The organism is Rhodobium orientis, from assembly GCF_003258835.1.
Classification (GTDB): domain Bacteria; phylum Pseudomonadota; class Alphaproteobacteria; order Rhizobiales; family Rhodobiaceae; genus Rhodobium; species Rhodobium orientis.
Window position 1 is genome coordinate 1 of the sequence record NZ_NPEV01000079.1, and the last position, 17,671, is coordinate 17,671.

General features: G+C 65.2%; 19 protein-coding genes. 10 read left to right on the plus strand and 9 right to left on the minus strand.

The window, feature by feature from the left end:
- On the plus strand, positions 1-147 hold a 147-nt coding region (locus CH339_RS25470; RefSeq protein ID WP_146610090.1), incomplete at its 5' end, for an integrase core domain-containing protein.
- A 229-nt stretch (positions 148-376) separates the two neighbouring features.
- Here CH339_RS25470 and CH339_RS22465 read toward each other — a convergent pair.
- From CH339_RS22465 to CH339_RS22500, 8 genes are all read right to left on the minus strand, one after another.
- The gene (locus tag CH339_RS22465; RefSeq protein ID WP_111436646.1) at positions 377-1,312 is read right to left on the minus strand and encodes a helix-turn-helix transcriptional regulator; all 936 of its coding nucleotides are present in this window, start codon (positions 1,310-1,312) and stop codon (positions 377-379) included.
- A 163-nt stretch (positions 1,313-1,475) separates the two neighbouring features.
- Positions 1,476-2,051, minus strand: coding sequence for an acyl-CoA thioesterase (locus CH339_RS22470; RefSeq protein ID WP_111436647.1), 576 nt, complete (start codon positions 2,049-2,051; stop codon positions 1,476-1,478).
- The gene (boxA, locus tag CH339_RS22475; RefSeq protein WP_111436648.1) at positions 2,035-3,228 is read right to left on the minus strand and encodes a benzoyl-CoA 2,3-epoxidase subunit BoxA; all 1,194 of its coding nucleotides are present in this window, start codon (positions 3,226-3,228) and stop codon (positions 2,035-2,037) included. The genes CH339_RS22470 and boxA overlap by 17 nt, the downstream gene beginning before the upstream one ends.
- 195 nt (positions 3,229-3,423) lie before the next feature.
- Positions 3,424-4,863: a benzoyl-CoA 2,3-epoxidase subunit BoxB gene (gene boxB / locus CH339_RS22480; RefSeq protein WP_184443473.1), complete on the minus strand. Its 1,440-nt coding sequence runs from the start codon at positions 4,861-4,863 to the stop codon at positions 3,424-3,426.
- Positions 4,864-4,911: 48 nt separating this feature from the next.
- Positions 4,912-6,564 (minus strand): 2,3-epoxybenzoyl-CoA dihydrolase, encoded by a 1,653-nt coding sequence (boxC, locus tag CH339_RS22485; protein ID WP_111436650.1) that lies wholly within the window; start codon positions 6,562-6,564, stop codon positions 4,912-4,914.
- Positions 6,565-6,723: 159 nt separating this feature from the next.
- Entirely contained in the window at positions 6,724-7,515 is a 792-nt protein-coding gene (locus tag CH339_RS22490; RefSeq protein ID WP_111436651.1) for an alpha/beta fold hydrolase, read from the minus strand.
- Positions 7,512-9,044: a benzoate-CoA ligase family protein gene (locus CH339_RS22495; protein WP_111436652.1), complete on the minus strand. Its 1,533-nt coding sequence runs from the start codon at positions 9,042-9,044 to the stop codon at positions 7,512-7,514. The genes CH339_RS22490 and CH339_RS22495 overlap by 4 nt, the downstream gene beginning before the upstream one ends.
- 95 nt (positions 9,045-9,139) lie before the next feature.
- Positions 9,140-9,601: a 4-hydroxylaminobenzoate lyase gene (locus CH339_RS22500; RefSeq protein ID WP_111436663.1), complete on the minus strand. Its 462-nt coding sequence runs from the start codon at positions 9,599-9,601 to the stop codon at positions 9,140-9,142.
- Positions 9,602-9,941: 340 nt separating this feature from the next.
- Here CH339_RS22500 and CH339_RS22505 point away from each other — a divergent pair, with 340 nt between their 5' ends.
- The 9 genes from CH339_RS22505 (at position 9,942) to CH339_RS22545 (ending at position 17,396) form a co-directional block, all read left to right on the plus strand.
- Positions 9,942-11,108, plus strand: coding sequence for an ABC transporter substrate-binding protein (locus tag CH339_RS22505; protein WP_111436653.1), 1,167 nt, complete (start codon positions 9,942-9,944; stop codon positions 11,106-11,108).
- Between the two features lie 168 nt (positions 11,109-11,276).
- Positions 11,277-12,152 carry a branched-chain amino acid ABC transporter permease gene (locus tag CH339_RS22510; protein WP_111436654.1) on the plus strand — a complete coding sequence of 292 codons (876 nt, stop codon included), beginning with the start codon at positions 11,277-11,279 and terminating at the stop codon, positions 12,150-12,152.
- A gap of 3 nt (positions 12,153-12,155) precedes the next feature.
- Positions 12,156-13,172 carry a branched-chain amino acid ABC transporter permease gene (locus CH339_RS22515; RefSeq protein ID WP_111436655.1) on the plus strand — a complete coding sequence of 339 codons (1,017 nt, stop codon included), beginning with the start codon at positions 12,156-12,158 and terminating at the stop codon, positions 13,170-13,172.
- Complete coding sequence (locus CH339_RS22520; protein WP_111436656.1) at positions 13,165-13,911, plus strand: ABC transporter ATP-binding protein; 747 nt, start codon at positions 13,165-13,167, stop codon at positions 13,909-13,911. The genes CH339_RS22515 and CH339_RS22520 overlap by 8 nt, the downstream gene beginning before the upstream one ends.
- Entirely contained in the window at positions 13,904-14,605 is a 702-nt protein-coding gene (locus tag CH339_RS22525; protein WP_111436657.1) for an ABC transporter ATP-binding protein, read from the plus strand. The genes CH339_RS22520 and CH339_RS22525 overlap by 8 nt, the downstream gene beginning before the upstream one ends.
- Before the next feature lie 13 nt (positions 14,606-14,618).
- Positions 14,619-15,287: a class I SAM-dependent methyltransferase gene (locus CH339_RS22530; protein WP_111436658.1), complete on the plus strand. Its 669-nt coding sequence runs from the start codon at positions 14,619-14,621 to the stop codon at positions 15,285-15,287.
- 32 nt (positions 15,288-15,319) lie between these two features.
- Entirely contained in the window at positions 15,320-15,799 is a 480-nt protein-coding gene (locus CH339_RS22535; RefSeq protein WP_111436659.1) for a PaaI family thioesterase, read from the plus strand.
- Entirely contained in the window at positions 15,796-16,212 is a 417-nt protein-coding gene (locus CH339_RS22540) for a PaaI family thioesterase (protein WP_111436660.1), read from the plus strand. Before CH339_RS22535 ends, CH339_RS22540 begins: the two co-directional genes overlap by 4 nt.
- An 80-nt stretch (positions 16,213-16,292) precedes the next feature.
- Positions 16,293-17,396: a CaiB/BaiF CoA transferase family protein gene (locus tag CH339_RS22545; RefSeq protein ID WP_111436661.1), complete on the plus strand. Its 1,104-nt coding sequence runs from the start codon at positions 16,293-16,295 to the stop codon at positions 17,394-17,396.
- 51 nt (positions 17,397-17,447) lie between these two features.
- On the opposite strand, the gene CH339_RS25010 is transcribed toward CH339_RS22545, so the two are convergent.
- The coding region (locus CH339_RS25010; protein ID WP_210207389.1) for a hypothetical protein at positions 17,448-17,671 on the minus strand (224 nt) is incomplete at its 5' end.

A 17,671-nucleotide genomic window follows, 5' to 3' on the forward strand; every position in this document is an offset into this window, starting at 1 on the left:
TTCGACACCCCCGAGCACCTGGCCAACGAGCTCATCGAATATATCATCTACTACAACGAGTTCAGGCCCCACCAGGCAATCGGAAACATCCCGCCAAAGACCTTCGCCGAACAAAAGAAAACCGAACAGCCATCACCGAATTCGTGAACTTGCACAGCAATGACGGCGCGTGGTTAATTTCTCAAAAATTTCAACGTCATTGCGAGGAGGCCGCAAGGCCGACGCGGCAATCCAGACGGCGTCGGCGGCAAGCTCCGCATTTCCGTCGAACGCGCTCCGCCAGCCACAAACTCCGTCGTCACCCCGGCTCTCCGCTTCGCTACGGCCGGGATGACGGCGGTGGAACGGCCGAAGTGATAGCGCCCTCGGCCCGCCCTCAAGACGCCGCGGATCGCCCGCCGGCGCAGGCATCGCGCACCCGGGCGCCGCCTTCCTCGATGGAATCGAGCACCGCGCAGCGATTGCAGCGGATGGCGGCGATGAGGTCGTTGCGGCTTTCCTCGATCGAGCGGTCCGAGGTGTCGACGGTCATTGGCGCGCGGGCATAGAGCGCCTCGCGGCTGGTGAGGATTTCCTTCAGCTCTTCCATCGCTTCGGGATTGTCGGCCATCGGCCGCTTGTCGCCCTGGGCCAGCACCCGGTTCATGTGCTCGTCCGGCGAGGCGCGCAGCCAGATGGCGACGAATTTCGACATCAGGAGGTCGTAGGTCTCCGGCTCGGAAACGACGCCGCCGGCGGCCGCCAGCACCACCTGATTGTAGTTGCAGGCGATGCGGTCCAGCGCCGCCTTTTCCAGCTTGCGATAGCCCTCCTGGCCGTAGAGCGCGAAGATCTCGTCGACGGCCATGCCGCTCTGGCGCTCGATTTCCGCATTGAGTTCCACGAAGGGGTAGTTCAGCTCGCGTGCGGCCATCCGCCCGAGCGTCGACTTGCCGGCACCGCGCAGGCCGATCAGCACGTAGCGTTCGGCCTTGTCGTATTCTTCGGAATTGACGCCGAGGATGGTCTGCACCCGGGCCACTTCCAGCGGCGAGGCCGTCTGCAGCTTCTTGACGATCTGGGCGATCTCGCCGGTCATCGGCTCGATGTCGGAGAACAGGGTTTCCAGCGGCACGCTGATCGCCTGGGAGATCTGGCGCAGCAGGACGACGGAAATATTGCCTTTTCCGTTTTCAAGCTGGGCGATGTAGCGCGGCGAGACGCCGGATATTTCCGACACCAGCTTGCGCGACATGCCGCGCCGGGCCCGGGCAATCTTCACCTTGGCACCCAGTTCGTCCAGAAAACCGTTGGCCTCGTTATCGCGGGTCATCGTGTTCTATCGCCAGTCCATTGCGTGGAAGGCTCGCTCAAAGCGAGTCCCTCCGATCATAACTCCGTTCCAAACTAGAAATATAATGCAACCGACGCAACTGTTGCTAAGCGATGCGCGCGCAAAAGCCGCATCGCAATCCCAGGTAGTCAACCGAATCCTGCTACCTGCGAGCCGGGCTCGCGGCCGTCTCCGCGTCACTGGCGTCCTGGACGGCGACGAACCGCTCCACCGCCTCGCGCATCATCGGCGGCAGCGAGATCGCCTTCATCTCCACCGCCGCGACCATGGCGCTGGCATAGGCCCCGGTGAAGCAGAGCGTGCCGCCCTGGCGGCCCTCTATGGTGTGGGCAAGCGAGCGCGAGCCGAGCCGGCTGAGCCGGACGACGAGCTCCAGGTCGTGGCGCGGCGTCACCGGGGACTTGAAGTCGTTTTCCAGATGGACGAAGGGCGTGCCGAGGCCATGGTCGAGGTTGAGCTCGTACCAGTTGACGCCGAGAACGGCCTTGTACCAGGCCTCCAGCGCCTCAAGGCACCAGTTCGGGATGTTGCCGGTATAGGCGATCTGCGCCGGGTCGCAATCGGCCCAGGTGATGCTGCGCATGTAGCGGAACGGGGCTTCCGGCGTTGCCGGGATCGCCTCGATGTCTTTTACCCGGTCCGGGAACACCCAGCCGCGCTTTGCCGCCGTCTTTCCCGGCACCTCACTAAGTGACGGGGCCTCAATAGGTTTCGACATGGTACCGGCCGTTCTCCCGCATCTCCGACTTGATGGCGTCCCAGGAGAGCCCGGCCTCGCGGCTGATCTCGTCGAGCGCCTCGTCGACGCCGGTCTCCATGCCCTTCAGCCCGCAGACATAGATGTGGGTGGTGGCCTTTTGCAAGAGCTCCGAGAGGGTGGCGCCCTCATTGCGCATGCGGTCCTGGACGTATTCCTTGGGCCGGTCCGGCAGGCGGGAGAAAACGAGGTTCTGCACCAGCAGCTTGGTCGGCACCTTCTTCAGCGGGCCGAAATAGGGCAGCTCTTCCGGCCGCCTGGCGCCGAAGAAGAGGTGCAGCTTGCCGTTGGCATTCGGCGCCGTGCGCCGCCGCCGCTCGGTGAAGGCGCGGAACGGGGCCGAGCCCGTGCCGGTGCAGATCATGACGATGTCGGCCTCGGTGTCGTTCGGCATCAGGAAGGTGGCGCCGAACGGGCCGGTAAGTTCGACCGTGTCGCCCTTCTTCAGGTCGCACAGATAGTTGGAGCAGATGCCCTCCGGCTCGCGCTTGACGGTCAGCGAGAAATTGTTGGTGTTCGGCCGCTCGCCGTCGCGGGCGCTGGAGATGGAATAGAGCCGCGGCGCGTGCGGATTGCCGATGCGGTCGGTGCCCGGCGGGATGACGCCGACGCTCTGGCCTTCCAGCACCGGGAAATTGTGGTTGCCGGCCGACAGGATGATGTGCCGGATGTCGCTCTCCGCATCCGGCGCCGTCAGCCGGTAATTGCCCTGGACGACGGCGGTCAGCGGATGCTTGCGATTGTAGAGATTGATGCTGGGCGCGGACGCCGAGGCGGGCGGGTGCACCTTGCCGCCGGCGCCCTCATGGGCCTCGTGCAGCAGCCGGGCGACATCGTCCTCGACGGCATCGTCGCTTTCGGCTGCCTCGGCCGCGCCGCTGATCTCTTCCTGCTCGGGAAGCTCGAACCACTCGAACTGCTCGTCGATCGGATAGGCCTCCAGCACGACCCGCCAGTTGTCGATGGCGCCGGTCGGGCAGGGGGCGATGCAGCTCATGCAGAAATTGCACTTTTCCGCCAGCACGACGTAGTTGTCGTCGTTATGGGTGACGGCATCGATCGGGCAGGTCTCTTCGCAGGTATTGCAGCGAATGCAGATTTCCGGATCGATGAGATGTTGCTTTACGGGCTTGTTCATGGGTGCAGGTGCTTCGGGCTGCGGGTGTTTTTGGTGTCGGCGTGCCGGGAAATGCCCGGCTATCGGTCGGGGCACCGCTTAGCCACCGTCATTGCGAGGAGGCCGCTAGGCCGACGCGGCAATCCATGCGGCATCGGCTGCACTGGATTGCTTCGCTGCGCTCGCAATGACGGCGAAAAGCGGTGAAAACCGGTCCTACGCGTCGTAGATCTTCACGTATTCGAAGTCGCCTTCCTTGTGATCGATGCCGACCTTCGGCGCCGTGATCCAGTTGGCGAACTTGCCGGTCTCGAAGCACGGCTTCATCAGGCTGGCGAGATAGTCGCCGTCGTCGGAGTTGGGCAGCCACTCATCGCGGTGCTTCTCCCACTCGTCCTTGGAGATCAGAGTGCCGTCCGGCTTCGCATGGGCGCCGGCGAACTCGCCGATATGGCGATGGAAGGCCATGTGCGGCAGCGACAGCTCGAAGTCGACGCCGTATTTCTTGAAGATGCGGTTCCAGCGGCCGACGCCGCCGGCGGCATCCTTGGAGTAGTCGTCGCGCAGGCGCATGTTGAGGGCGGTCAGCGCCGGCTCCTGGACCGTCACCGCCTTGCCGTCGATGAGGCGGATAACCGGATAGGTGTCGTTGACGAGCTGGTGGTCGTCCTCGATCTTGTGCTCCTGGAAGCGGCCCTTGATGCCGGAGTTGAAGGCGTTGGCGGCATTGGTGGAGACTTCGGAACCGAAGAGGTCGAGCGACAGCGTGTAGTGCAGGTTCAGCTTCTTCTGGATCAGCGGCAGGTCGACGACGCCGAGCGCACGTACCTTTTCCACGTCGTAGGGGTCGGTGATACCGGCCTCCTTCATCGCCTCGCAGGTCCGCTCGATGGTCCGCCCGACGCCTGTCTCGCCGACGAACATGTGGTGGGCTTCCTCCGTCAGCATGAAGCGGCAGGTGCGCGACAGCGGATCGAAGCCGGACTGGGCGAGCGCTTCGAGCTGCATCTTGCCGTCGCGGTCGGTGAAGTAGGTGAACATGAAGAAGGAGAGCCAGTCAGGCGTCGCCTCGTTGAAGGCGCCGAGCATGCGCGGCGCATCCTCGGAGCCGGAGCGGCGGCGCAGGAGTTCGTTGGATTCCTCACGGCCGTCCGCACCGAAATATTTCTGCAGCAGATAGACCATCGCCCAAAGGTGCCGGCCTTCCTCCACATTGACCTGGAACAGGTTGCGCATGTCGTAGAGCGAGGGCGCGGTGGCGCCGAGATGCCGCTGCTGCTCCACGGAGGCCGGCTCGGTGTCGCCCTGGATGACGATGAGGCGGCGCATCAGGCCGCGATATTCGCCCGGAACCTCCTGCCAGGCCGGCTCGCCCAAATGCTGGCCGAACGGGATCTTGCGATCCTCGACCTGAGGGGCAAGCAGGATACCCCAGCGGTATTCCGGCATCTTCACATAGTCGAACTTGGCCCAGCCCTTGGGATCGACGCTGATGGCGGTGCGCAGGTAGACGAGCGACTCCTGGAAGCCTTCCGGCCCCATGTCCTGCCACCAGTCGAGATAGCCCGGATGCCAGCGCTCCAGCGCCTTCAGCAGGCGGCGGTCGTCGGACAGGCTGACATTATTCGGGATTTGCGTGTCGTAGCTGACATTCATTGCATCGAGCATTGCGTGTTCCTCCAGAAATCTTGTTCGTTGGCGCCGTCAAACGCGCGTGGTGTCGAAGTCGCCGCGGATGCCGCTGCCATAGCGGCGCAGCGCGCCGTTCTCGCCGACGGCGTTGGGGCGCTGGAAAATCCAGTTCTGCCAGGCGGTCAGCCGGCCGAAGATGCGGGTCTCCATGGTCTCCGGCCCGGCAAAGCGCAGGTTCGCCTCCATGCCGGTGAGGGCATCGGGGGAGAAGGAGGCCCGCTCTTCCAGGAAAATGCGGATCTCGTCCTCCCAGTCGATGTCGTCATAGGCGAAGGTGACGAGGCCGAACTCGTCGGCCTCCGACGCATCGAGCGCCTTGCGGCAGGCGGCCTTGGCCTTGTCGACGCTCTCCGGCTCGCCGAGGAAGCGGGTCTGCAGCCGCGTCAGGTCGTTCGACATCGGATAGCGGCCGAAATTGCCCTCCGTCAGCGTCAGCGTCGCCTCCGGCCGGTTGTCGCCCTCGAACTGGCCGATCAGCATGTAGCTGCGGTCGGCGGCAAAGGCGATTTCGGCGAGCGGGCCGGCAAAGCAGGAGCCGGGCTCGACCAGCGCCACGAGGGTGCGCGAGGTCAGGTCGACGCGCTTGAAGAGGCGCTGCCAGTAAAGAAGGATTTCCCGCGCCAGCCAGTTGCCGTCATTGGCGATGAGGAAGGCCTCGTGGGCGACGACCTTTTCCGGGTCGCCGACGGTCTTGAAGACGACGGCGGCGGTGTCCGGCTCGTTGAAGCGCAGGTGCAGGATCGCATCGTCCAACTCGCGGGCGAATTTCAGGCACCAGGCATCGGCGCCCTCCGAAGCGAGCGCGTCGGTGTCGGCCGGCGCATCCGTTTCCGGGCCGGTGATGGTGATGGTCGCGATCCGGGTCTCACGGTCGAGTTCCAGCGAGACGGTTGAATAGGTGACCGCGTTGTCGGTGATGGTGCGCGTCAGCGACGTCAGCGAAACGCCCTTGGCGTCGTCCGGCCGGTCGGAGCGAGAGGCGATCTCGTTGGCCCGCTCGGCAACCACCTCGTCGAATTTGGAGTTGGTGGCGATCTCGTCGACCAGGCGCCAGTCGACGGCGCGCTTGCCCTTGATGCCTTCCTCGATGGAGCAGAAGACGTCCGCGAGGTCGCGGCGGACCTTGCGCTTGTCGGTGACGCGGGTGAGGCCGCCGGTGCCCGGTAAGACGGCCAGCAGCGGCACCTCGGGAAGGGCGACGGAGGACGCGCCGTCATCGGTCAGGATGATGTGGTCGGTGGCGAGCGCCAGCTCGTAGCCGCCGCCGGCGCAGGCGCCCTGGACCGCGGCGATGTAGGTCTGGCCCGACAGGGTGCCGGCCGCCTCCATGGCGTTGCGGGTCTCGTTGGTGAACTTGCAGAAATTGACCTTGTGGGCGTGCGTGGCGCCGCCCAGCATGCGGATGTTGGCGCCGGCGCAGAACACCCGGTCCTTGCCGGACTTCAGGACGACGGCCTTGACTTCGGGGTGCTCGAAGCGCAGCCGCTGGATGGCGTCGGCAAGCTCGATGTCGACGCCGAGGTCGTAGGAGTTGAGCTTGAGCTGGTAGCCCTCGAAGAGGCCCCCGTTCTCGTCCACGTCCATGGTCAGCGTGGCGATCGGCCCGTCGGTGTCGATCCGCCAGTGCCGGTATTTGGACGGGTCGGTTTGGAAGTCGATGGTCATGGGTCCTCCCTTAAGGGCCGATATTCGTTTCGTGGCATATTGCAATATAGTTCATGATTGTCAATCAGCCATCGCGGAATATATGCATTTTACACCTCTTTTTGCGAGACCAGCAAAGCGTTGGCGGCGAAAAGAGAAAAATAATGCATAAAATGTCACTTAAGATTGCAAAAATGAGAAAATCGCATCGAGGGTAGCGTTGGACCGGTCTCGGAACGGGGAATGGCCGCAATCGTCCAGATGGGCGACCGTCACCGGTGCGCTGACGTGCCGGCGCACCGCCTCGATCTGGGCGAGGGTGCCGTATTCGTCGTCCTTGCCCTGGACGACGAGGGTCGGAACCGAAACGCCGGCCAGGTCCGCCTCGATATTCCAGTTGAGGAAATCCGGATGCAGCCAGGAATCGGCCCAGCCCCGGAACGCGCAATCGACATTGTCGCCATGGTGGCGTTTCAGCTTTTCCCGCAGGCCGTCGCCATAGATCCGGTTGATCTCGGCAATCGAGGTGACGCAGCAGTCCTCGTTGAAGAAGTGCGGCGCCAGCAAAATCAGCTTTTCGACGCGCGTATCGTCAAAGCGACCGCAATAGACCGAGGCGATCGAGCCGCCGTCGGAATGGCCCAGCAGCACACCGCGCCGGAACCCGATGGCATCGAGCAGCGGCGGTACCACCTCGACGGCCTCGCGCGTCATGTAGTCGAGCGGGCGGGGCAGGGCGCAAGGGGACGACTTGCCGTAGCCCTGGCGCGAATAGACGAAGACGCCGTGCCCGGTCGCCTCCGCCAGCCGGTCCGGGAAGTCGCGCCAGGTGGTGACGGCCCCGAGCCCCTCATGCAGCAGGACGATAGTCGGCGCGTCCTCCGGCCCCGGGCCGATCCAGCGATAGTGCAACTCGGCATCGCCGATGGTGATCAGGCCCTCCGGGGAGAGCGCGGCGGCGTCCGCCCTCATAGCATGTCGCGCAGCTTGAAGCGTTGGATCTTGCCGGTGGCGGTCTTCGGCAGCTCGTCGACGAACTCGATCCAGCGCGGATACTTCCACTTGCCGATTTCCGACTTCACGTGCTCCTTGAGCATGTCATAGTCGAGATCGGCGCCGTTCTTGGGCACCACAAAGGCGCAGGGCTTGATGAGGTTCTCCCCGTCCGCCCGCGGCACGACGGCCGCTTCCAGGACGCCCGGATGGGAGATCAGCGCCGATTCCACCTCGAACGGCGAGACCCAGATGCCGCTGACCTTGAACATGTCGTCGGTGCGCCCGCAATAGACGTAGTTGCCGCTGGCATCGCGGGTGTATTTGTCGCCGGTGCGGGTCCATTCGCCCATGAAGGTGCGCCGGCTTTTCTCGCGCTGGTTCCAGTAGCCGACGGCGGCCGTCGAGCCGCGCACCAGCAGTTCGCCGACCTCGCCGTCGGCGACATCCTTGTCGTTCTCGTCGACCAGCCGGACATCATAGCCCGGAACCGGCTTGCCGGAGGTGCCGTAGACGATGTCGTCCGGTTTGTTGGAAAGGAAGATGTGCAGCATTTCCGTGGAGCCGACGCCGTCGACGATGTCGACGCCGAAGAGCTTCTTCCAGCGCTTGCCCACATCCTCCGGCAGCGCCTCGCCGGCGGAGACGCAGATCCGCAAGTTCGGCGAGCCCATCGCGGGTCCGGCCTCCGGATAGGCGAGCATCGCCGCATAGAGCGTCGGCACGCCGCAAAAGACCGTCGGCTGGTATTTCTGCAGGATGTCGAACACGGCCTGCGGCGTCGGTCGCGCCGGATAGAGGATGGTGGTGGCGCCGGCCGCCATAGGGAACGACAGGCCGTTGCCGAGCCCATAGGCAAAGAACAGCTTGGCGGCGGAAAAGACGACGTCGTCCTCTGAGAAGCCGATGATGTCGGTGCCGAAGAGCTTTGCGGTTTCCGCCGCGCTCGTCTGCACATGCGGCACGCCCTTCGGCGCCCCGGTCGAGCCGGAGGAATAGAGCCAGAAGGCGACCTCGTCCGCGGTCGTCTCGGCCGTCGCGCCGCGCTCCGAGGCGGCGAGTTCGGTGGCGAAGTCGAGCGTTCCCTCCACCGGATGGCCGACGACGAAGATATGCTCCAGCGTCGGGATGGAGGCAAGGATCGGCGCCACGGTCTGGTAGAGCGGCTCGGAGACGAACAGCGCCCGGGCGCGGGAATCTGAGAGCATGTAGCGGTACTGCTCGCCGGACAGCAGCGTGTTGAGCGCCACCGGGATGACGCCGGCGCGGATCGCGCCGAGGAAGATGACCGGGTACTCGATCGTATCGAGGGTGATCATCGCCACCCGGTCCTCGCGCTTCAGGCCGAAGCGGGAAAGAAGCCCGACCATGCGCTCGCTTTCCGCCTGCAGCGCGCCATAGGTGAGGCTGTTCTCGCCCTCGATGAAGGCCGGCTTGTCGCCGCGCCCGGCGTCCACATTGCGGTCGATGAAATCCACCGCGACATTGAAGATGCGCTTGTCGTCCATGTGCTTCCTGCCCTTGCGCGGGGCGCCGGGAATGCGCCCGATCCATTGTTGTTGAGTGTCGGGGCCGGCCGTCATGCCGCGGCCGTTGCTCCCGCCTACTTGCCGGTGAACTCGATAGCCCCCTCCGGGAGCAGGTAGAGCACATAGGCATCGCCCCCGCTCACCGTCGGGTGGTGGGCGCTGCCCGGCTCGTAGACGTACCAGGGGCCGTCAAAGCCATCGAAGCGCGGCGCGCCGTCGATCGGCATCAAGAGCCCGATCTCACCATTGGTGTGGACATGGTGCGGGCCCTTGACGTCCTTCATGCGCACCACGTCGACGCTGAAGCGTCCCGCCTCCGCGCCCGGCTTGACCGCGCGGCCGAACTTGATGCCGCCGGCCTCGCGCTGCATCAGCCAGCCTTGCTCCTCGCCGCGCGCGCAGGCCTCGGCGAGTGTCGTCACGATATCACCGTTTTCCGGGAACGTGCGGTTGAGGTCGTCGGCGAGCGCTCCGTCAAGCGGTCGCTTGCCGATGGCATCGACGACGGTGGCGATCGAAGTCTTGAATGCGTCCATGGTCGGTCCTCCCGCGGCCTTTGCGGCCGTCGTGCTTGTAATGTGCATTATATCGCATAATCGCATTCCATGGTCCGGATCAAGCAAAATCCGGAACAACCCGGATGTGAAAGATATTACACATGCAAAATCATATGGTTATAGGAATGATGTCCGACCGGGACATATTCGCAAATCATCACTTGCGCCGCTGCGGGAAAGAATTATAGTGCTCGTATTCGGCCGGGGACCTCCCGGAACGACAATGCGAAATCCCGGGATGCACATCGGGAAATCCAGGTAGGCTTGCACGCGGGTCCCCGCCGGGTAAGGTCGGGGACACCACCAGGGAGGAAATAAAATGCGAAAGACTTTCATGGCGTCCGCCGTTCTGGCGGCGGCGCTCACGCTGCCCGCTCAGGCGGCCGACTACAAGGTCGGGCTGCTGCTGCCCTATTCGGGCGTCTACGCCTCGCTCGGCAACGACATCACCGCCGGCTTCAACCTTGCGGTCGAGCATTTCGGCAAGGATCTTGGCGACGACACCCTGACCCTCGTCCAGGAAGACACCGAGGTGAAGCCGCCGGTCGGCCTCGCCAAGGCCCGCAAGCTGGTCCTGCAGGACAAGGTCGACGCCATTTCCGGCATCGTCTCGTCCGGCGTCCTCGCCGCGCTGCGCGATTTCGTGCACCAGACCGAGACCCCGCTCGTCGTCGCCAATGCCGGCAACGACCAGATGACCGGCGAGCGCTGCAGCCCCTACATCATCCGCGTTTCCTTCTCCAACGGCCAGGTCAACCGGCCGATGGGCCCGTGGCTGGTCGAAAAGGGCGTCAAGAAGATCTACACGCTGGCGCCGGACTATGCCGCCGGCCGCCAGATGATCGAGGCGTTCTCCAAGTCCTTCACCGAAGCCGGCGGCGAGATCGTCGGCGGCCAGTTCACGCCGTTCCGCAAGACCAAGGACTTCGGCCCCTACCTGACGGCAGCCGCCGCCAGCGGCGCCGACGGCATCTTCGTCTTCTATGCCGGCGGCGAGGCGATCGGCTTCGTCAAGCAGTACGGCGAATTCGGCATCAACGAGAAGATGCCGCTCTATGGCTCGGGCTGGCTGACCTCGCCGCTCTATGTCGGCGCCGAGGGCAAGGCCGCGGACGGCGTCATCACCTCGCTCAACTATTCGCCGAGCATCGAGAACCCCGAGAACGAGCGCTTCCAGAAGGACTACATGGCCGCCCATGACCGTGCCGCCTCGGAATACGCCGTGCAGGGCTATGACGCCGGCCGGCTGATCGTCGAGGCCATCAAGGCCTCCGGCGGCGACAAGGCCGCCTTCAAGAAGAACCTCTCCAAGGTCAAGTTCTCCGGCCCGCGCGGCCCCCTGGAGATCGATCCGGCGACCAACAACATCGTCCAGAATATCTACATCTACGAGACCAAGGTCGCCGAGGACGGCTCCACGTCCCAGGAGATCCTCGACACGGTCGAGGCCGTTCGCGATGCGCCGAACGGCTGCCAGATGAACTGATCCGGCACCGGGCCGGAGGCGGGCGCGCCCCGTCTCCGGCCTTTCGCCCGCCCGTCGCAGTCTTTTTGAAAAGACCCGCGTGACGCCGGCGTTGCAAATCCCGAAAATTCTGGCTGTGATGGGGGCCGTGGCGTCGGCAGGACGCGACGGCGGGAGGCGAGCTTCCTGATGTTGACCGATCCCGGATATCTCTTCGTTCAGTTCCTGAACGGGCTGCAGTTCTCCATGCTGCTGTTCCTGTTGTCGGTCGGGCTGAGCGTCACCTTCGGGCTGATGAACTTCGTCAACCTCGCCCATGGCGCGCTCTATGCCTGCGGCGCCTTCATCGGCTATTCCATCGCCGTTTGGACGGGGTCTTTCTGGGCCGCGTTCCTCCTCGCCCCGCTCGCCGTCTGCGTCATCGGCGCCGTGCTCTACGGTGTGCTGATCCGCCAGGTGCGGTCCGCCGGGCCGCTGACCCAGGTGCTTTTGACCTTCGGCCTCATCTTCATCTTCCTCGACGCCTTTCGCGTCATCTGGGGCGACCTGGCGCTCGGCGTCTCCGCCCCGACCCTGCTTGCCACCAACATCCACATCTTCGGCCAGACCTATCCGCTCTACCGCCTGTTCCTCATCGCTCTCGGCCTTGCCGTCTACCTGATCCTCTGGCTCGCCCTGGAGCGCACCAATATCGGTGCCATGGTCCGCGCCTCGGTCGACAATGCGGAAATGGCCTCCTGCCTCGGCGTCAATGTGGAACGGCTGTTCTTTGCTGTCTTCTGCACCGGCTGCCTGCTCGCCGGCCTTGCCGGCGTCGCCGCCGCGCCGATCTTTTCGGTCTATCCGGGCATGGACCTGGAGATCCTGATCCCGACGCTCATCGTCGTCGTCATCGGCGGTCTCGGCAGCCTCAAGGGCGCCATCGTCGGCTCGCTGCTGATCGGCATGCTGCAGACCTTCGGCCAGGTGCTGATCCCGCAGCTCGCCGGCTCGCTCAGCTACATCCTCCTCGGCGCGACCCTCATCCTGCGGCCCGAGGGCCTGTTCCCGGCGCGGGCGCACTGACCCATGTATTATCCCTCAAAGCTCCGCTCCGCCGTTGCCGCGCTGCTCTTCGTCGCCGGCATCGTCGCCGCCTTCCAGGCCGGCTATTTCGGCAAGGAAATCCTCGTCGAGATCGCGCTCTACGCGCTGCTCGCCCTCAGCCTTGATTTCCTCGCCGGCTTCGGCGGCATGGTCTCGCTGGGCCACGCCGCCTTCTACGGCATCGGCGGCTATGCCTATGTCATCATGACGATGGAAGCCGGCGTGCCGCCGCTCGCCGCCATGGCGCTGGCGCTCGTTCCCTGCTTTGCCGCCGGCTGGCTGCTCGGCATCGTCACCTCCAAGGTGCGCGGCATCTTCTACATCATGGCAACGCTCGCCTTCGGCCAGATGATCTACGTCTTCACCTTCCAGAACCGCATGCTCGGCGGCAGCGACGGCGTTGCCGGCGTGCCGCGCATCGACCTCACCGCCATCGGCATCGACATGAACGATCCGAGCATCTTCGCCTGCGCCGTCGTCGTCGCCACCGGCCTCGTCTATCTGGTCTTTTCGCGCATCCTGACGTCGAGCTTCGGGCGCACGCTGGTCGGCCTCCACCGCAACGAAAACCGCATGCGCGCCCTCGGCCTGTCGGTGCGCTGGTACAAGGCGATGGCGAGCGGGCTCGCCGGGACTGCGGCGGGCTTTGCCGGCACCATCGCCGCCCAGCACACCATGTTCGTCTCGCCCGGCATGATGGACTGGACCACCTCCGGCGAGGTGCTGATCATGGTCATCCTCGGCGGTCTTGAGACGCTCATCGGCCCGGTCGTCGGCGCCGCCTTCGTCGTGCTCCTGAAGCACGAGATCTCCGAATTCACCAACCACTGGCACTTCTTCATCGGCGTCTTCCTGATCGTCGCCATCCTTGCCGGCGGCAGAGGGCTCTACGGCTCGCTGGAAGCCGGCGTTGCCCGCCTGACACGCAGAAAGTCAGAACGGGAACAGGAGCCTGGCAAGACGACGGCCCAAAAAAACCCGGAGGCCGGCAATGCTTGAGGTCGTCGAACTCTCCAAGGCCTTTGGCGCGCTGCGGGTCACCAACAATGTCTCGTTCCGGCTGGAGAAGGGCGAGCGCCGGGTCGTGCTCGGCCCTAACGGCGCCGGCAAGACGACGCTGTTCAATCTTCTGACCGGGGAACTCTCCCCCGACAGCGGCCGCATCAACATCGACGGCGTCACCGTCAACCAGATGCTGCCGAACGAGCGCGTCCGCCTCGGCCTCGGCCGCAGCTTCCAGAAGAACAATCTCTTTGACGGCCTCACTGTCGGCGAGAGCCTCAGGCTCGCGCTCGCCATCAAGCGCCAGAAGACCTTTTCCCTGTGGCGCGACGGCACCCGCGATGCCGGTATCGTCGAAAGGGCCGAAGAAATCGCCGGCATGGTCGGCCTGACGAGCCAGATCGACGTCTCCTGCGACGCGCTCTCCTACGGCGCCCGCCGCCAGCTCGAGGTCGGCCTGGCGCTCGCCTCCGAGCCGAAGGTGCTCTTGATGGACGAGCCGACCTCCGGCGTCGGCCCGGACATGACCGATGCCTTCACTGCCATGGTCGGTGGGCTGCCGCGCGACCTCACCATCCTCATCATCGAGCACGACCTCGACGTCGCCTTCGACATCGCCGACAGCGTCACCGTGTTGAATTTCGGCAAGGTGGTGTTCGACGGAACGCCCGAGGCGGCCCGCACCAGCCGCGAGGTGCGCGAAATCTATCTGGGGGACTGGGCCGGCGATGCTTGAGATTTCCGGACTGCACACCGGCTACGGCGAAAAGCGCGTGCTGCACGGCGTCGACCTCACCGTCGGCGAGGGCGAGGTGGTGACGCTCCTCGGCCGCAACGGCGCCGGCAAGACGACGACCTTGAAGGCTGTCATGAGCCTGCTGCCGGCGATGGAGGGCGAGATCCGCTTCGACGGCAGACCGCTGAAGAAGGTGAAGACCTACGACCTCTCCGCCCTCGGCCTTTCCTTCGTGCCGGAAAACCGCGGCATCTTCCCCTCGCTCTCAGTCCGCGAGAACCTGGAACTGACCCGGTCCACGCGCCGCGAGGTCGCCGACGGCTGGACCATGGAGCGGGTGTTCGAGTTCTTCCCGCGCCTGCGCGAACGGCTCGACAATGGCGGCTCGCAGCTTTCCGGCGGCGAGCAGCAGATGCTGGCGATCGCCCGGGGCCTTCTCCTCAACCCCAAGCTCCTGATCCTCGACGAGCCGACGGAGGGCCTTGCCCCGATCGTCGTCAAGCAGATCCACGAGCGGCTGATGGAGTTGAAGAAGGCGGGGCTCTCCATCCTGCTGGTGGAGCAGAATTTCGGCTTTGCCACGACCCTTGCCGACCGCGCCTTTGTGCTCGGCCGCGGCGAGATCCAGTGGTCCGGCCCCTCCGGCGACTTGCGCGGCGAGAGCGAGATCCAGCACCGCTGGCTCGGTGTGTGATACCCTTCCTGCAATGAGCCATCTGCCGTTCCTCATCCGCAACCTGTCCCTCAAAGGTCTTGCCGTTGCCGACATCGGCGCCGGCGACGGCGCGTTCGCCCGCGAGATGGCGGGCGAGGGGGCCAAGGTGACGGCCGTCGAAGTGGAGGCGGACAAGGTCGCCGCGCTGGCGAGAGAGGCCGAAGGCTTTGAGGTCGTGGAAGGGCGAGGCGAAAAGCTGCCCTTTGCCGACGCAAGCCTCGACCTCGTCGCCTTCATGTTCTCCTTCCACCATGTGCCTGGCGACGTGCAGGACGCCGCGCTCACCGAATCGCTGCGGGTCTTGAAGCCCGGCGGACGGCTCCATATCGCCGAGCCGCTGGCGGAGGGCGCGCTCACCGAGATCCTTCTGCCGCTGGAGGACGAGAGCGAAATCTTGCGGCAAAGCCGCGCAGCGATCGAGCGACGGATCGGCGCCGACCTCTCGCTCCACGCCCGGGAAAGCTACGATGTTCCCTATCGTTACGCGTCCCTTCAGGCGATCATCGATGATGTCGTCGGCATCGATCCGACCCGCGCGGCGCGCGTGCCCGCCGTTCGCGCGGAGATCGAAGCGCGCTTCCAGCGCTTGGCGGAATCGCATTCAGGCGACTACCTTTTCCAACAGCCGTCCGTGGCCTGGCACCTCGCACCGAACAGGTGAGGGACGCGGGCGGCGTGAGGAGGGAGCCCCGCGTGGCCGACGACGCCGATCTTCTGGACCAGCGCCGCAACGATCTCGTGACGCTGTTCATCGACGACCACCCGATGGCCCGTGCCCTCGGCATGGAGTTCGTGGAGGGCGACTGGAACCGCGTCGTCTGCCGCCTGCCGATGCGCGACGACCTGACCTTCCGGGAGGGGGCCGGCCTTGCCCCCGGCGTGCTCCTCACCGTCCTTGACGGCGTCTTCGGCCTCAGCGTGTGCATGCGCGTGCCGGTCCCCCAGGCGATCGCCACCATTGAGTTGAAGATCGACTTCATCGAGGACGCCCGCACCGACGCCGACCTCGTCTTCACCGGCGAGTGCTACGCCATTGCCGACAATGTCGGCTATGCCCGCGGTGAAATCACCCGCCAGGGAGACGGCGGGCTCGTCGCCGGCGGCTCGGCCACGTTCATGCTCGGCACGCGTGGCCCGACGTTCTTTACCGAAGCGGCGGGAGAGGGCGCATGACCGTCTGCCTGCCGGAACTGGAACGCGCCAACGATCTCCTCGCCGCCTCGCCCTTTGCCCACTGGCTGAGGACCGAGGCCGTCGAGGCGCACGGCCGGATTGCGGTCCGCATGCATGTCGACGAGCACCATATCGGCAACCCGTTCCTGCGCGCCGTCCAGGGCGGCATCGTCGCCAGCCTGATGGACTATGCGGCAAGCCTCACCCTGTCGCTCTATCTGGGCCGGGCCGAACTGCTGCGCCCGCTCTCCGTCAACGTCTCGTACCTGCGCTCCGTACGCGACCGTGACTGCCTGGCCGATGCGCAGATCGTCCGCCTCGGCCGCCGGGTGGCGACGCTGACGACCAGGGCCTGGCAGGACGATGCGGAAAAGCCCTGCGCGGTCTCCCAATACACCTTCGTGCTTTCCTGACGCCGCCCCGTCTTTCCCGCTTGCGGTCGCTGTGTTTCGTCGGCGATGCTGCAACCAGAAAAAAAGAATGGGGGAACGCCATGGGGCCGCTTTCCGGCATCCGTATCGTTGAATTTGCCGGCATCGGGCCGGGGCCTTTCGCGGCCATGCTCTTGTCGGACATGGGCGCCGACGTCGTGCGCATCGAGCGAAACGGCGGCAACAACACCTTTGCCATCGACTACGACATCCTCAACCGCGGCCGGCGCTCCATCGAACTGGACCTGAAGTCCGACGAGGGGAGGGCGACCGCCATGGCGCTGGTCGCGCGGGCCGACGGCCTGATCGAAGGCTTCCGGCCGGGCGTCATGGAGAAGATCGGCCTTGGGCCCGACGCGTGCCTGGAACGCAACCCGCGCCTCGTCTATGGCCGCATGACCGGCTGGGGCCAGGACGGGCCTCTCGCCCGCGCCGCCGGCCACGACATCAACTATATCGCGCTCTCCGGCGCACTCTCGGCCATCGGGGGCAAGGACGGCGCACCCGTGCCGCCGCTCAACCTCGTCGGCGATTTCGGCGGCGGCGCCCTCTATCTCGCCTTCGGCCTCGTCTGCGGACTGCTGGAAGCAAGGACCTCCGGCAAGGGCCAGGTGGTCGACGCCGCCATCGTCGACGGCGCCGCCAGCCTGATGGCGATGATCTACGGCCTCAAGGCGAACGGCAGATGGGATGAGGCGCGCGGCAGCAATTTCCTTGACGGCGGCGCCCATTTCTATCGCTGCTACCGCTGTGCGGACGGCAAATGGGTCTCGGTCGGCGCCATCGAGCCGAAATTCTACGCGCTGCTCCTGGAAAAGGCCGGCATCGACGATCCGGCCTTCAATGCGCAGCTCGACACGGCGGCGTGGCCGGACCTTGCCGAACGACTCGATGCGGTCTTCGCCAAGAAGACGCGCGAGGAATGGTGCGCCCTGCTGGAAGATACGGACGCCTGTTTCGCGCCGGTCCTCGACATGGAGGAAGCGCCCGCGCATCCCCACAACGCCGCCCGCGGCACCTTCGTCTCCCGCGACGGCGTCATCCAGCCGGCCCCCGCCCCGCGCTTCAGCCGCACACCGGGCCGGGTGCAAGGCCCGCCGCCGACGCCTGGGGCCAACCGCGACGACATCCTGGCCGATTGGGGGATCACCGTGCCGGCGGAGTAGGGAGGTTGGCGGATTGAGGATTGGGCGCGCACACTACCGTCCGGAGGTCGCCTATGACCATGCAGCCAACGGCTCCAACTCCGGCCTGTCCACCCACTCCGCGTCACCACCGGACTTGATCCGGTGGTCCATGATGAGGTGCGGCATAATCCAGCCTAATGGTTTGAAATCAAAGGCCGCATGGATTGCCGGGTCGAGCCCACTACTGTCCGGTCTAATTTTGTAGACAGGGTGCATGGCATTGATTCTACTTGGTTTCAGACGTTTCGCGGCGT